Genomic DNA, 13,814 nt, shown 5'->3' with positions numbered 1-13,814 from the left:
GATATTCCTTCCCTTGATATTGGATTTTTATTGCAAATTGATTTTGGATTTGGTTGTATTGGCTTCTTACAAGCCTTCTATCAACTACATAAAAAAAGGAGAAGAATAATGATGCGAAAAAGCCCATGGATTGCCGTCTTTTGCAGCGCCGTCCTCGCGCTGGCGGGATTCGCGATCATGATGCCCAGCGCCGTTCATGCGGCGTCGAACGTCCTGGATTACAGATCGTTTCCCTCTCCCTGGCAAGCCAAGATCGACGCGCTCTCGAACGAAGGAAAAATTCCCGGCGCCGTCGTGATCGTTAAATCGCCGGACTGGGGCGTTCGCGTTGGAACGACGGGTAAAGCGAATATCGCGGAGAATATTCCGCAAGCGCCCGATATGCAATTCCGCATCGGCAGCGTATCGAAATCTTTAACTGCCATGATCGCCCTTCAATTGGAACAGGAAGGATTGATCCGGCTGGACGATTTGGTATCGAAATATCTAGGCGAAACCATTTTGACGCATAACGCCGACAAGGTTACGATTCAACACTGTCTGCAAATGACTTCCGGCCTGCCCGAATATCTCAACGATAAAAACATCCTCATGACGCCGGACCTCTACCCCACCAAGGCGTGGACTCCTCAAGATCTTGTGGACAGCATGAATACGATGGCAGTCGTCTTCAATCCGGGCGATACCTATCCCAATCCCTACGAAACCGCCATATATCAAACGCCCGCCGATCAAGCTTCTAAAATTCCTTACTGGTGGTATACCAATTCCGGCTTGACTCTCGTGGGTATGATCATCGAAAAAGTGACGGGGCATACGATGGCGGAAGAAGTCAAGTCGCGCATCTGCGACAAACTCGGCCTCGACGACACCTATTTCGCCACGGACGAAACGATACCCAGCAATATGATCCACGGCTACAGCCGCGCCAATTCGCTTCAGGTTCCCACTTATGAAGATTGGCAAGACGTCACCAACGTCAATCCATCCTACGCCTGGGCGGCGGGCGCCGTCATTTCCACGCCGTGGGATATGCTGCGTTACTTGGAAGCGCTCTTCAACAGCGAAGAACTTCTCAATAAAGGTACGCAGAAAAAATGGAAGACGTTCGTCTCCGCCGATCTGAAATGGTTTAACACGGATTACGGCGTCGGCGGACTCATCCAAGCCCATCAGGCTTACGGCGACTGCCGCGGCCACGGCGGCGCATTCCCCGGCTACCATACTCTGATCTATAATTTCAAAGACTCCGAGGCGTCCATCGTCATCAGCACCAACACCTGGGACGGCAGTTACGAAGTCGTTCTGCTGGACAGCGTCATGCCTTTGGCTCTCAACGCTCCCTGCGAACCCGCGCCCAAGAATAACGCGGCCAACGTAACCATCGACGGCAATGGCGGCGCCCTTCTGAAATGGCAGCCGGGCCGATACTACGGCGAAACCTACAATATTTACGTAGGAACCAACGCCGACGAAGTGGATAAAGCCTCCGCTGTTACTTCGTCCGTAAAGCAATATACATCCTCAATCCTCAGCGCCGCTGTGGATAGTCTGCAAAAAGAGACGCAATATTATTGGCGCGTCGACGCCGTGACGAAAAACAACGGAACGATCCAAGGCCCGCTGTGGTCCTTCAGCACCGGTTCGACCGCAAACGTAACGGTTGCGGACAACGCCGCTTCCTTGGTCGATCTCAGCAATAGCCAGGATAAAGACGCCGACGCCGAACGCGCTTTGGCGGTCAAATGGAACTTGACGGATGCGGACGCGAAAGCCTATCACGTCTACGTTTCCGTGGACGGCGGCGCCTATCAGTATTTAGGCCAGGCGGCCAGCACGTCGGATACGTATTACGAATGGAAATCCGGCTACCAGAAATTTCAAAACCCCACTTTTCAAAACGGTCCGCAATTCGGCCATAAATACGCATTCAAAGTGTATGTGTTAACAGCCAGCGGCTCCCCCGTTTACTCCGGCCCTTACGCCAATACGGGTCCCGTGGAGTTCTTATCGAACTAAGATTCATCTTGTATGAATAACGCGAAAAAGGCGGGAAGCGACTCCCGCCTTTTTTGTCAAACCGATTTTCGAGTTTTAATAATCCTAAAAACGGCAGTTGGCAATTAGTATGAGAATATTAATCCTTGTTTTTCATAATGATGCGTAATAATATCCTTCTCACCCATAAGGTGAACGGAATGTATTTCGTAAATCGCTGAATTTCTTTTACTAATCACTCGTCACTTGTCACTTATCACTGTTTTTAGGATTATATCTTCGCGCAGGAGTTGCGCCGGTTTGACAAATGCCGCGCCCGTAAGATCTTTCGCCACTTTATCGATATGCCGGGGCAAGTTGTTTTCGATGGAAAGTCCTTTACGGTCAAAATCCGCAAACGCGCCGCCACTCCTATTCTAATGGGAATCGAAAAACTGAAATCCGACATCGCGGTCCCCTGACTCGATAACAAGCCGCTTAGAATCGTTTGGACGCCCTTACTCCTGACGCTTAAAAACGCTGTGGAAATCGGTGTTAAATAAAGAAACAGTGAGAGAGTTTGCTTAATGACTGATCTTCTTTCCATACAAAAGCCTGTGCGCTATATCGGGGGCGAGTGGAACGCGGTTCGTTTCAAGCCGGAAGCGCGGTTGCGCATCGCTATCTCTTACCCAGATGTATACGAGGTGGGCATGTCCTTCCTCGGCTTGCAAATTCTCTATGGATTATTAAACGAGCAGCCGTATATCCATTGTGAAAGGGTATTTGCGCCTTGGCCGGATATGGAAGAGGCCATGCGGAAATCGCAGGAGCTTTTGTCTTCGCTGGATAGCGAAACGCCGCTGAAACAAATGCACATTGTGGGTTTTTCGTTGCAACATGAAATGCTTTACACGAATGTGCTGGCCATGCTGGATCTGGCAGGCATCCCTTTAAATGCTTCCGAACGCGGCGAGAGCGATCCGCTGATTTTGGCGGGGGGGCCTTGCGCTTTCAATCCTATGCCCATGGCGGACTTTATTGACGCTTTCGTCATCGGCGAGGGGGAGGATGTTGTTTTAGATATCTGCCATAGCGTGGATGCGCTTCGCAACAGCGGCGCCAAGCGTACGGAAATAGTGGAAAAACTGGGGGAGATCGAGGGCGTCTTCGTCCCGTCGCTCTATGAACGGGGAATGAACCGGCTGGGGGATATTTTTCCGCTAACGCCGAAAATGGCCGGAATCCCTGATATAGTAAGGAAACGGATCGTCGCCGATTATGAACATTCTTACTATCCCTCGCGGCCCGTTTTCCCTATTACGCAGACGACGCATCACCGGATGGCGCTGGAATTGATGAGGGGCTGCGCAGGGGGATGCCGTTTTTGCCAGGCGGGGTATACCAGCCGTCCGGTGCGCGAGCGTTCGGCGCAGAGGATCATGAACGACGCGCGGGAGGGATTGAAGCGATCGGGTTTCAACGAGCTGGGGCTATTGTCGTTGTCTACGGCGGATTATACGCCGCTGCCCGCGCTGTGCGGCGCTTTGATCCGGGAATACCATCCGCAGCGGGTTGCTCTTTCTCTGCCTTCGCTGCGCATCGATAAACTGCCGCCGAACGTAACGGCGGAGATTGGGAAAATCCGCGCCACCGGCCTAACCTTCGCGCCGGAGGCGGGAACGGAACGATTGCGGCGCGCGATCAATAAATCGTTCAGTGACGAAGAGATTTACGCCACAGTGCGCGAATCGGTTACAGCCAATCAATCGACGGTCAAATTTTACTTCATGATCGGACTGCCGACGGAAACCGATGAGGACATAGATGGCATTGCCGATTTGGTTTTAAACATTAAGCGCCTATTGCAAGAGATGGGACGCAGACGAACCGCTATCCATGTCGCCTTGTCGCCCTTCGTTCCCAAACCGCATACCGCCTACCAATGGCAGGGGCAGATTTCTCAAACGGAGATAGAAAGAAGAGTGAATTTGATCGCATCGCGCCTCAAGCCGCATCGGATCAAGCTCAACTGGCACGATCCTAATAGGAGCCGGTTGGAAGCGGCGATGGCGCGGGGAGACTCCCGGCTGGGCGGCGTTATCCGCTGCGCTTACGAAAATGGGGCGCGGTTTGACGAGTGGAGCGACTTTTTCGATATCCAGCGCTGGGAGGAGGCTTTTCGCTCGCAGGGGCTTTCCTTGAGCGAATACGCCGCCAAAACGTATGAAAAAGATGACGTCCTGCCATGGCAAGCCGTTTCCTCGCGGGTCGATCCCCGCTATTTATGGCGCGAGTGGGAAAAGACGCTGCGGGGCGTAGAGTCGCGCCACTGCGGGCAGGAAGAGTGCCGGGTATGCCGCGTCTGCGATGGGGAGACGATCGTTACCATTCATGCGCCTAATGAAGAAGCCGCCGTTTTAGAGGAATCGCCAAAAGCGGCGGGCCAAGGCTGTCGATACCGATTATGCTTCCGTAAAACCGGACGGCTGATTTACGCTTCGCATCACGACTTGATGATTTTGTTCGACTCGCTGTTGCGGCGGGCGGGCATTCCATTGGCGTATTCGGAGGGATTTCATCCTCACCCCAAAATCGTCTTCGCTTCGGCGCTGCCGGTGGGGATGGAGAGTTTGCGCGAATATGTCGATATTACGACTGTGGAATATTACGATCCATCGACTCTGAAAGATCGTCTCAACGCCAATTGTCCGGCGGGAATTCAATTCGAAGCGGCGGTACAGCTTGACGCCAACGCCAAGAAGATCAGCGCCGCCGTTCATGCGTTCCATTTCGGCGTGCGGTTATCTCATCCCGAAATGGATGCGGAAAAGAACGAATTAATCGAATGCGCTCTGCGCGATAAGGAATTGATTAAGATTTTACGTCTGGAAGAGATCGAGCTTTCGCGGGTGAATCAAAACGAATGCCTATTGAAATACGTTTGTCCCGTAGATGGAGGAAAATACGTCAAGCCGGAAGCCGCCATCGAGGTTTTGCGCCGAGTCCTTGATCTTCCATTGAAAATCGTCAAAGCTACTCGCTTGGATATGTACGATCGAAGCGGAGACGGGATGTTGAGGCCGTTGATTCTTAAATACGGCGATTAGCAGCGGGTGGCGAGAAGCAAGGTTAAGGTCTTATCTGTATTTGACTAAATGGTGGATTAACTTTTTCCGTCCTTGATTTATTTCTGCTTCATTCAAAGGCAAAAACAACTTTGCCCTTGCCGCCCCGTCGAAATAAAAGCGGCTTTTAAATTAACTTAGGCGTAAGGACGGCGTTGTGATAAAATAATGAGGGAGACGAGAGGCGATGGGGTGGCGATGGTTTGCTCTATCGTTTTCTTTTTTCTTTTTTTTCGGTTTTTTTTCTTTCCGGCGAATGATTTAATAATAAATTCATATATAATAACTTAAAAGAAAAATCCTAAGTTTGAACTTTAATAAAAAATCCTTTCGATCCTTTGGCGAATGATTGAGATGCTCATAATATGCAAAGGCGAATAATTGTCAGTTCCGATGATTATGAAATCCGGGTCGCAATCGTCGAAAATTCGAAATTGGCGGAGTATTATTTCGAGAGGCATAACGAGCAACGCATTGTCGGCAATATTTACAAAGGGGTTGTGACTTCCATCATTCCCGGCATCGAAGCCGCTTTTGTGGATATCGGATTGCCCCGCAATGCGTTTCTCTATGTCAACGATCTCTATCCCCAAATCGACGAATTCGGTTATTTCACCGATGAGGAGAATGGTTTCGAAGAAGGCGAGGAAGAAATCGTAGAGACGGAATTGCCGCCGCTCAATATCCGCGACATGCTGAAAGAGCAGCAACAAATCCTGGTACAGTTGCACAAGGAGCCGATCGGGGCCAAAGGCAGCCGCATCACGACCAATATTTCCCTGCCGGGGCGCTACCTGGTGCTGCTTCCTTCCACGAAACACATCGGCATATCCCGCCGGATCGAAGAGCCGGAAGAACGCAACCGCTTGAAAGAAATGGTTTCCCAAATGCTGCCGGAGAATATGGGCGCCATCGTGCGCACGGCGGGAAAAGAGATGGGGAAGGACGAGTTCGGCAAAGACTTGCAATTTCTGTTGGCCGAATGGGAAAAAATTCAGAAAAGAAGCGAGAAAGCGGCCGCTCCCGCCAAAATCCATCAGAATCCGGGCATGGTTTTTTTGATTATCCGCGATTTGATCGCCGACGGCATTGACGAGATCGTCGTCGACGAGCCGAAACTCTATACGGAAATAGTAGAATTCATCAAAGAACAACAGCCGCATCCAGTTCACCGCATCAATTACTACGACGAAGCGGCGCCGGTTTTCCGCGCTTATGGCGTGGAATCCGAAATCGAAGGATTGCGCAGCAAGAAAGTATGGCTGCATTGCGGCGGGTACATCATCATCGACGAGACGGAAGCGATGACCGTCATCGACGTGAATACGGGGCGTTACGTTGGCAAGCATAATCTGGAAGAAACTGTCTTTCAGGCCAACTTGGAATCGGCCGCCGAGATCGCGCGGCAACTGCGGCTGCGCGACATCGGGGGGATCATCATCATCGATTTCATCGATATGCGCTCCAAGGAGCATCAGCAACACCTGATCGAGCATTTCGAAACCCACTTGAAGCGCGACCGTTCCCGCGCCCATCTGTTCCCGCTGACGGAATTGGGATTATTGCAAATGACGCGCAAGCGGGTGCGCAAGAGTTTAAACAAAGCGCTGACGCAGCCGTGTTATTACTGCAAGCGGGATGGGCATATCCTTTCCAACGAATCCATGATTATCCGGATTTTCCGCACCTTCGAAGAGATCTGCAAGGAAGAAGGCGCGCATAGCGTCGCCTTGAAAGTCCATCCCCGCCTGGCCGCGAAAATCAACGAAGAACGGAAAGAGCAAATCGAAGTTCTCATCAAGCGATACGGCACGGATTTGAAAATTCTCCCCAGCGCCGACGTTCACTTCGAGCAAATCATCGAGGAAATTGCATGACCCCCGATTCGCAAAAGATGGCCTCCCTGCTTACGGAGCAGCGGAATCCCCATTCCATGAATATCGACCGCCTCTCCACGCGGGAGATTTTGGAGTTGATCCACTCGGAAGATTACAACGCTTTCCGCGCGGTAGACGATCAAATTGCAAATATCGAAAAAGCGGTGGAATGGACCGTAGAAGCGTTTCGCCATAAGGGACGCTTGATCTACGTAGGCGCCGGAACCAGCGGACGGTTAGGCGTTTTGGACGCCGCCGAATGCCCTCCCACGTTTTCGTCGCCGCCGGAGATGGTGCAGGGAGTCATTGCGGGGGGTTGGGAGGCCTTGCGGCGGGCGGTGGAAAGAGCGGAGGATTATCCCGAACATGGCGCGGAGGAGATGCGCCAACGAAACGTCGCTTTCTTAGATGTAGTGGCGGGTATTGCGGCTTCCAGCACTACGCCTTTCGTCGTCGGCGCGCTGCATGAAGCTCATGCGCGAGGCGCGAAAACCGTCTTTATCACTTGCAATCCCAACCAGGATTCCGTCCCGGAAGCGGACGCCGTCATCACCCTGACCGTTGGGCCTGAAGTAGTTACCGGCTCGACGCGGATGAAAGCGGCGACGGCGACGAAATTGGTATTGAACATGATTACGACGACGGCCATGATTCGAATTGGAAAGGTCTATCAAAACTTGATGGTGGACCTTACAGCCACCAACCGCAAGTTGGAAGACCGCTCGCGCCGAATCGTCGCCTCTCTGACGGATTTATCATATGAAGAAGCGGATGAGCTGGTTAGAAAAGCCAATGGACGATTGAAAACGGCGTTAGTCATGCATTATTGCGGAATAGAGCGCGAAGAGGCGGAAAAATGCATCCTGGAAAAAAAGGGAAGAATTCAGGATATCCCCGCCATTCATTCTCAGGTTGAGAATAACGCCCGGAGATAAAATACAAACAATCTCAATCCTATCCTTCAAAAAGACGTTAAACCGCCATTGATCGTTGAATTATTTCTTTTTTGTAATGATTTCCTTTAAAATGGTCTATTGTTTCCCATTTCCCAAAGTGATATACTTAAACAACTTATTTTTGTATCGATTCAATTAGGAAAACTGAGCGTAACTGTTATCCACCGCTTCTTTTCGGGCTGGAGAGGCCCAGCCAAGTTTTTACAATAACCGTTTTGTCGAATCGAAGAGTATGAAACAATGGATAAAGTCAGATTATTCCGAGATATTGCGCGCGTGAAGAAGCAAATGTTCGCGATGGTGAGTCTCGCGGGTTTTTTGGCTGTAGGTACAGCAACTATAATTGGTCATGGCTTCAATTTCGTCTTTCTGTTTCGCAACAGCATCATCGCCATCATCGCCTTCGGAGGATTGGCTTACGTATGCGGCATCCTCTACGAAAAAATTGTGGAGGCTCCGTTGATCGATTCGTATCGGGCGGAAGCGAAGCAGCGGATCGACGAATTGAAAACCATGGGCAGCCAAAGGATGGCGATGAGAGTCGGCGTATCCGAACTCACGCCCAACATGAAAGTCATCGATCCCATCTATAGCAAAGAAGGGGCGCTGCTGGTGCGGGGCGGCGCCAGTTTGACGGAACGGTTGATTAAAATTATTAAAGACAACAATATTCAGCAAGTCAGCGTTGAAGCCAAGCGAACCATCCCTTCCGAATCGGACTAGACAGGCGCCGGAACGGAGGAGAAATTAGTCAACGATCGGCGTTTCCCGCCGATCGATCGAAAACGGCCGTCTATCCAGGTATGATATTTCATGCGCTACTATAATGTCGTCAAAGAGAAAATATCGCAGGAAGAAGAAGCGAAGTATTGGGTGGAGTTTACCCAAACCGGCTCCCTGGATGCGCGTGAAAAATTGGCGGAAAAATACATCCACCTGGTCAAGTACGTCATCAATCGCATGTTGGCCGTTTCGCATATCGAAAGCGAAGTGTTGGATTACGACGACCTTTATTCCTGCGGCGTCATGGGGCTGCTGACGGCCATCGACAATTTCGATCCCTCGCGGGACGTGAAATTCATCACCTACGCCATCCCCCGCATCAAAGGCTCTATTATCGACGAATTGCGGTCGGTGGATTGGATCCCCCGATCGTTGCGGCAGCAGGTGAATCGCCTGCAAGCCGTGTTTTCCGAATTGGAAGGCGAACTGATGCGTCCCGCCAACGAAACCGAGCTGGCGGAGAAATTGGGAATCGACGTCAAAGAGCTGCAGCAATTGCTCCATCACGCCAGCCGGGCCACGCTGTTGTCCCTGGACGAGGTGTTGCGTGTTTCAGACGACGGCGCCACCACTCGCGGCGACGTGACCCCTTCCCGCAAAATCGACGATCCCCGCAATTCCATCCAACAGGAGGAGATCGTCGAACTCTTGACGCAGGCCATCGAGAACCTGCCGAGCAAAGAGCGTCTGGTGGTGGTTCTGTATTACAACGAAGAATTGACCTTGCGCGAAATCGGCGAAGTGTTGGGAGTTACCGAATCGCGCATATGCCAGTTGCACACCAAAGCCATGCTGCGGCTGCGGGGAAAATTGCAAACCTGGCAGCAGGATATGATGACTTGACGGCGGGGACGATTTCTTAGCGAATCGCCGGGAAAAGAAGTTTTTTATTGCGGCCATAAAAAAACGTGACTTGCGGCAAAAAAGAGATTATAATAATATCGTCTGAAACTTGCCGCTCGCCGGAAAGGCGGCCTTTGTACGATTTTATCGATAAGGAAGGAGAGCGAGAACCATCATGACTCTCGCCGACTTCCAAAATCCGCTTGCCAATATGCCCCTGATGCAGCAAATGCAGCAGGCGCAGAGTATGCAAGCTCAATTTGCGCCGTCGATGGTAGGCAAAACGTTCGAAGACGAGGTTCGGGAAGAGCTCAACACCGTACAAGAAACCAACGAACAACAAGGGAAAGACCGTATCAACGAGGAAGATACGCAGCGGGGCGACATTCGTAAGCAACGCATACGGCGGCGCGCCAAGCGGATGGAGGAGGAGCCGGAGGAACCGGCGGCGGCCAAACCCCGCGTACGCGACGGCATTCATGGCAATCTTTTGGATATTCAGGCTTAAGTTCCGATGCGCCTATGGGCGTTGGAGCGAGCCGGTTTAAATAACTCATTTTTCGCAATTCCTGTTCCCTCGCCCTATGGGAGAGGGTTAGGGTGAGGGAAAAATAAGTCTAATAGTATCAACCCTCGCCTAACCTCTCCCAATCTTGGGAGAGGGATTTGAAAAGCGACAAATTTAAAAGCGATTTGTATTTTTAGATGTGATTTGGGAATTGTTTCTGCGGATTGAGGGAAATCCATGAGCGCAGCGATCGATGCGTTATTGATCCTGGCCTTCGTTGGCTTGGGATTGTGGACGCTTCATTTGAAAGCGAAAGTACGGGAGTTGGAGAGGGAGATCGCCTCCCGCCCGCCGGAACTGCCTTCCTTTTCCGCCGCCGACTTACGAAAATTGCAAGCGGCGATGGCTCATTTGGTGGAAGAAGTCGAAGTCTACGCCGAATCCCAATTGAAAAAAATGCAAGTCCAAACCCAAGCCATGAGCGAATTGTGCGGACGCCTGGAAGCGAAACTCAAGGAGTTGGAAGAACCCGCCCTCGTCCCCGAATCCGCCGCCACGCGGATCGTTCCCCTCTCCACGAAGCAGCCGGCGGCGCGGCACCATGCGCGGGAAAAAGTTATAGACCTGCACAAACAGGGATGGCCAATGGAAAAAATCGCGGAAGAACTGCGCATAACCAAGGGGGAAGTGCAGTTGATCGTTAATTTGTGCTGAACGTTGCGTTATTAGTTATACGGTGGGCTTCGCTTCGCTTTGAGCCCACCCTACTTAGCGAATATGATAGAGAAGTCGATTAAGAAATGCCGTCTGCAAGACGCCTCTTCTGTCAAGGAAGATTTGGCCTATTGGCTGAGCAAAACGCCCGAGGAGCGCATCGCCGCCGTCGAAGAATTGCGCAGGCAATATTATGGAGATTCAATCGGACTTCAAAGAATTGCTCGCGTTATTAAACGAATATCGCGTTGAGCATCGATCGCCGGGGGATGCGCGTTTTGGGTAGAAGGAAGGATTTGACCGAGAATAATAGTGACGAAATAGTCGAAAAGGCGGCTTTGGCGGAAAAGGAAAAAATCATGAACCGGATTATCATTGAAGGCCAGGAACTTGCGAATGCGCAGTTGCAGGCGAACGATATCGACGACGCCATCGATAAACTCCGCGAATTGAAAGCGACTCAAAAACGCGAAGATTGGCATACCCTTCAGCGATTTAATGGCATCGTAAAACCGACGGAAAATTCGGAAACCGGCGAAGAGGAGTGGTATTTGCAATGAAAGTGTTTCTGGACAGCGTAGTAGGGTGGGCTCAAAGCGAAGCGTAACCCACCATTTGATAGGTACTATCCGAACAACTAAAGCCCCTCCAATTCTACCCCTCCGGAAACAGATTCGTAATCTTCCGCAGGCGGTCCGTTTTTTCTTCGGCGGATTTCATGCCCATGGCTTTATAAAATTCCTCTCCGTAATGCCGGGTTTTGACAACGATGGGCATGGGCGTGGCGTGGCCTAGGATCAGCGCTTGCTGCTTGCTGTCCAGCGAGGCCAGCACGTTGCGCAATGCGGCGGCGCCGGATACTCCCGTGAATACGGCTTGAATGTCCTTTTCGTCGTTGAGCAGCGCCGTGATGCGCGTTCCCAATTGCGAGAGGATTTCGTCGTCGATTCCCGATGGCCGCTGATCCACGATCAACAGCGATACGAAATATTTGCGCAATTCCCGCGCGATGGTTCCGAAGATGGTCTGCCGCGCCGCCGAGGGATTGAGAAACTTGTGCGCTTCCTCGATGGTGATGACTAGCGGCTTGGGCCGGTCTTTGGCGTCCTGGCTCGCCATGTATTTTTCCGCCTGCTTCACCCACTCGTGATGAATCCGCCGCGAGATGAGGTTAGCGACAAGCAGATAAGCCAGCAGGCTGGAGATGCGTCCGAATTCCAGATCGATATGCTTGCCGCTGCGCAATTCGTTGATAAGCCGGGCGATGTTGACGCGATTCGAAGATGCGCCTGCGATCTTTTCTTCCTCTTTATCGGCGATAAACGGCAGATCGCGGATAGCCCGCAGTTTGCGGTACAGCGCCGCCATGCTCTCTTTATTGGCGCCGAGTTCTTCCGCTCTATCTTTCATCTCTTCCGGCGGGATGTCCAGCAGCGTTTTCATCCAATTTTTGTTATAACGATTGCGCAGGATATACGCCGTCTCGATGGCGGTGGCGTGCAGGTTTAGTTCCTCCTGCAAAGGCGCGATATCCTCCACCTCGATTTCCGAGAGCGGGATTCGCAACTCCAAATCCCACTTCACGGCTCGCTTGCTTGCCGATTCGGGATCAAGAGTGCAGATGAGGACGTTGCCCCGGGCGGCGAATATGTTTTTCAATCCTTTGACGAATGCGTCGTTGCCCGCGTCGCCTTCCGAGCGCGTTTGCCAGCCGTATTCGCTGTGCATGTCGAAGATCAGGTTGACGGCCTTGTTGCCTTGAATTAAACCGGCCAATACCAGCCGCGTCAAAAAGGTTTTGCCGGTACCCGTTTTACCGAAAATGCCGTTGGAGCGTTCGATGAAGCGGTCCAAATCCAGGCAGACCTCGACGTTCTCCATATCCAGCGGCGCTCCCAGATTGAAATAGCGCGCCGAACGTTCCTCTTCTTCGCCGAAGACGCGGTTCACATCCTCGCGCGACGCTTCCCGCACCGTCGAGAAATGGGCGGGGATGCTCTTGACCGGCCGCAGCAGCTCCTCGCGGTCGATGCGCCCTTGCGCCGCCGTCCGCTGCATCATCAGCATGGGCTTGAGCGACACGGTGGCGTAGGTGTGATCCCCCGCGAGAACGTCCGCCAGCAGCGATTCCCCCGGCGGCGGATCGCGCAGAATCGATTGGCTGGAAGCGTCTAGCCGCGCATCCGTAATCATGGAAAAGAAATCGAATTCGCGCCCCTCCACCACAACGAACTTTCCCGCCCGCACCTGCTCCACCGAATGCGAAGGATGCAGCCGCATCTCCAATCCTTCCGCCAGCGAGCCGGATGTGATGACGCCGAGAATGGGATTTTTCATGGATTCATCCCCGCTTCCAACCGCGCCGCGATGCGCCGCAGCGAGTCGTAATCGTCGCGAAACAATTCCGAGACGGCTTTGCCTATGCGCACGGCGCAGCGCCGCTCCCAGCTATAAGCCGCCAGAAGGCGGCGGCAAGCGCTGACTAGCAGCTCTTCCGCGGACGATTTACCGGAGGAATAGAGCAGGCGCAGAAAACCCAAATCTTCGCCGATGCGCCGCACTTCTTCGTCGCCGCATTCCCGCGTCTCGGCGTGCAGCGCGGGCGGGATGGCGGGCAGGCCGAATAGAAATTGGCCGCCGTTCAAAGAGCCGATGAGCAATGCTTGAAATTCCGAGCGCAGCAGCCCGGCTAGTTGCGGATAGTATTGTTGGATTTGATCTTCGGGGACGCCCAAGGCGGAAGGACGGCGGTGGGGATCGATGCTGGCGGTTTCCACGTTATAGACCACGCCCACGCAGGCATTATCCCGCCCGGCGCGGATGAATGACCCGTAAGCCGGAGACGGCTGGTTCCTGACGCACTGGCCGACGATCTCGGTGGTGCTGGTATAAATAATCTCGCCCAAAACTGCGCTCATCGCCGCTCTTGATTAGGAAATTAGGTGACTCGATAAAGGCGATGTTCATTATACTCCAGAGAGGCGGCGGGTCGAGCGAAGCGGATGGCGGCTATGCCTTATTTGTGCGA

Annotated in this window: 11 protein-coding genes; 9 read left to right on the top strand and 2 right to left on the bottom strand. The window is 52.4% G+C overall.

The window, feature by feature from the left end; translation table 11 throughout:
* Positions 1-108 precede the first annotated feature (108 nt).
* The 9 genes from AB1656_03920 (at position 109) to AB1656_03880 (ending at position 11,346) form a co-directional block, all read left to right on the top strand.
* Positions 109-2,019: a serine hydrolase domain-containing protein gene (locus tag AB1656_03920; protein MEW6234510.1), complete on the top strand. Its 1,911-nt coding sequence runs from the start codon at positions 109-111 to the stop codon at positions 2,017-2,019.
* 545 nt (positions 2,020-2,564) lie between these two features.
* Positions 2,565-5,087, top strand: a complete 2,523-nt coding sequence (locus tag AB1656_03915) for a TIGR03960 family B12-binding radical SAM protein (protein MEW6234509.1) — start codon at positions 2,565-2,567, stop codon at positions 5,085-5,087.
* 383 nt (positions 5,088-5,470) lie between these two features.
* Entirely contained in the window at positions 5,471-6,982 is a 1,512-nt protein-coding gene (locus AB1656_03910) for an Rne/Rng family ribonuclease (GenBank protein MEW6234508.1), read from the top strand.
* Positions 6,979-7,917, top strand: coding sequence for an N-acetylmuramic acid 6-phosphate etherase (gene murQ, locus AB1656_03905; protein ID MEW6234507.1), 939 nt, complete (start codon positions 6,979-6,981; stop codon positions 7,915-7,917). The genes AB1656_03910 and murQ overlap by 4 nt, the downstream gene beginning before the upstream one ends.
* A gap of 261 nt (positions 7,918-8,178) precedes the next feature.
* A complete protein-coding gene (locus AB1656_03900) occupies positions 8,179-8,661 on the top strand; it encodes a hypothetical protein (GenBank protein ID MEW6234506.1) in 483 nt (160 codons plus the stop codon).
* 90 nt (positions 8,662-8,751) lie between these two features.
* A complete protein-coding gene (locus tag AB1656_03895) occupies positions 8,752-9,564 on the top strand; it encodes a FliA/WhiG family RNA polymerase sigma factor (protein ID MEW6234505.1) in 813 nt (270 codons plus the stop codon).
* A gap of 175 nt (positions 9,565-9,739) precedes the next feature.
* A complete protein-coding gene (locus tag AB1656_03890) occupies positions 9,740-10,072 on the top strand; it encodes a hypothetical protein (GenBank protein ID MEW6234504.1) in 333 nt (110 codons plus the stop codon).
* Between the two features lie 237 nt (positions 10,073-10,309).
* On the top strand, positions 10,310-10,786 hold the full coding sequence (locus tag AB1656_03885; GenBank protein MEW6234503.1) for a hypothetical protein: 477 nt from the start codon (positions 10,310-10,312) through the stop codon (positions 10,784-10,786).
* Positions 10,787-11,145: 359 nt separating this feature from the next.
* Positions 11,146-11,346 carry a hypothetical protein gene (locus AB1656_03880; protein MEW6234502.1) on the top strand — a complete coding sequence of 67 codons (201 nt, stop codon included), beginning with the start codon at positions 11,146-11,148 and terminating at the stop codon, positions 11,344-11,346.
* A 94-nt stretch (positions 11,347-11,440) separates the two neighbouring features.
* Here AB1656_03880 and AB1656_03875 read toward each other — a convergent pair whose 3' ends face one another.
* Together AB1656_03875 and AB1656_03870 are read right to left on the bottom strand one after the other, a co-directional pair.
* Positions 11,441-13,123, bottom strand: a complete 1,683-nt coding sequence (locus AB1656_03875; GenBank protein MEW6234501.1) for an ATP-binding protein — start codon at positions 13,121-13,123, stop codon at positions 11,441-11,443.
* The gene (locus AB1656_03870; protein MEW6234500.1) at positions 13,120-13,704 is read right to left on the bottom strand and encodes a hypothetical protein; all 585 of its coding nucleotides are present in this window, start codon (positions 13,702-13,704) and stop codon (positions 13,120-13,122) included. Before AB1656_03870 ends, AB1656_03875 begins: the two co-directional genes overlap by 4 nt.
* Positions 13,705-13,814: the final 110 nt, after the last annotated feature.

This window comes from Candidatus Omnitrophota bacterium (assembly GCA_040755155.1).
In the GTDB taxonomy this organism is placed as follows: domain Bacteria; phylum Hinthialibacterota; class Hinthialibacteria; order Hinthialibacterales; family Hinthialibacteraceae; genus JBFMBP01.
The sequence above is the reverse complement of the archived record's forward strand: the minus strand, read 5'-3'. Positions and strand labels throughout refer to the sequence as shown.

Excerpts from the sequence above, each read along its gene's own strand:
- AB1656_03920 (MEW6234510.1), top strand. The coding sequence starts at position 109 with ATGATGCGAAAAAGCCCATGGATTGCCGTCTTTTGCAGCGCCGTCCTC.
- AB1656_03875 (MEW6234501.1), bottom strand. The coding sequence starts at position 13,123 with ATGAAAAATCCCATTCTCGGCGTCATCACATCCGGCTCGCTGGCGGAA.
- AB1656_03895 (MEW6234505.1), top strand. The coding sequence starts at position 8,752 with ATGCGCTACTATAATGTCGTCAAAGAGAAAATATCGCAGGAAGAAGAA.
- AB1656_03900 (MEW6234506.1), top strand. The coding sequence starts at position 8,179 with ATGGATAAAGTCAGATTATTCCGAGATATTGCGCGCGTGAAGAAGCAA.
- AB1656_03880 (MEW6234502.1), top strand. The coding sequence starts at position 11,146 with ATGAACCGGATTATCATTGAAGGCCAGGAACTTGCGAATGCGCAGTTG.
- AB1656_03885 (MEW6234503.1), top strand. The coding sequence starts at position 10,310 with ATGAGCGCAGCGATCGATGCGTTATTGATCCTGGCCTTCGTTGGCTTG.
- AB1656_03910 (MEW6234508.1), top strand. The coding sequence starts at position 5,471 with ATGCAAAGGCGAATAATTGTCAGTTCCGATGATTATGAAATCCGGGTC.
- AB1656_03890 (MEW6234504.1), top strand. The coding sequence starts at position 9,740 with ATGACTCTCGCCGACTTCCAAAATCCGCTTGCCAATATGCCCCTGATG.
- AB1656_03915 (MEW6234509.1), top strand. The coding sequence starts at position 2,565 with ATGACTGATCTTCTTTCCATACAAAAGCCTGTGCGCTATATCGGGGGC.
- murQ (MEW6234507.1), top strand. The coding sequence starts at position 6,979 with ATGACCCCCGATTCGCAAAAGATGGCCTCCCTGCTTACGGAGCAGCGG.
- AB1656_03870 (MEW6234500.1), bottom strand. The coding sequence starts at position 13,704 with ATGAGCGCAGTTTTGGGCGAGATTATTTATACCAGCACCACCGAGATC.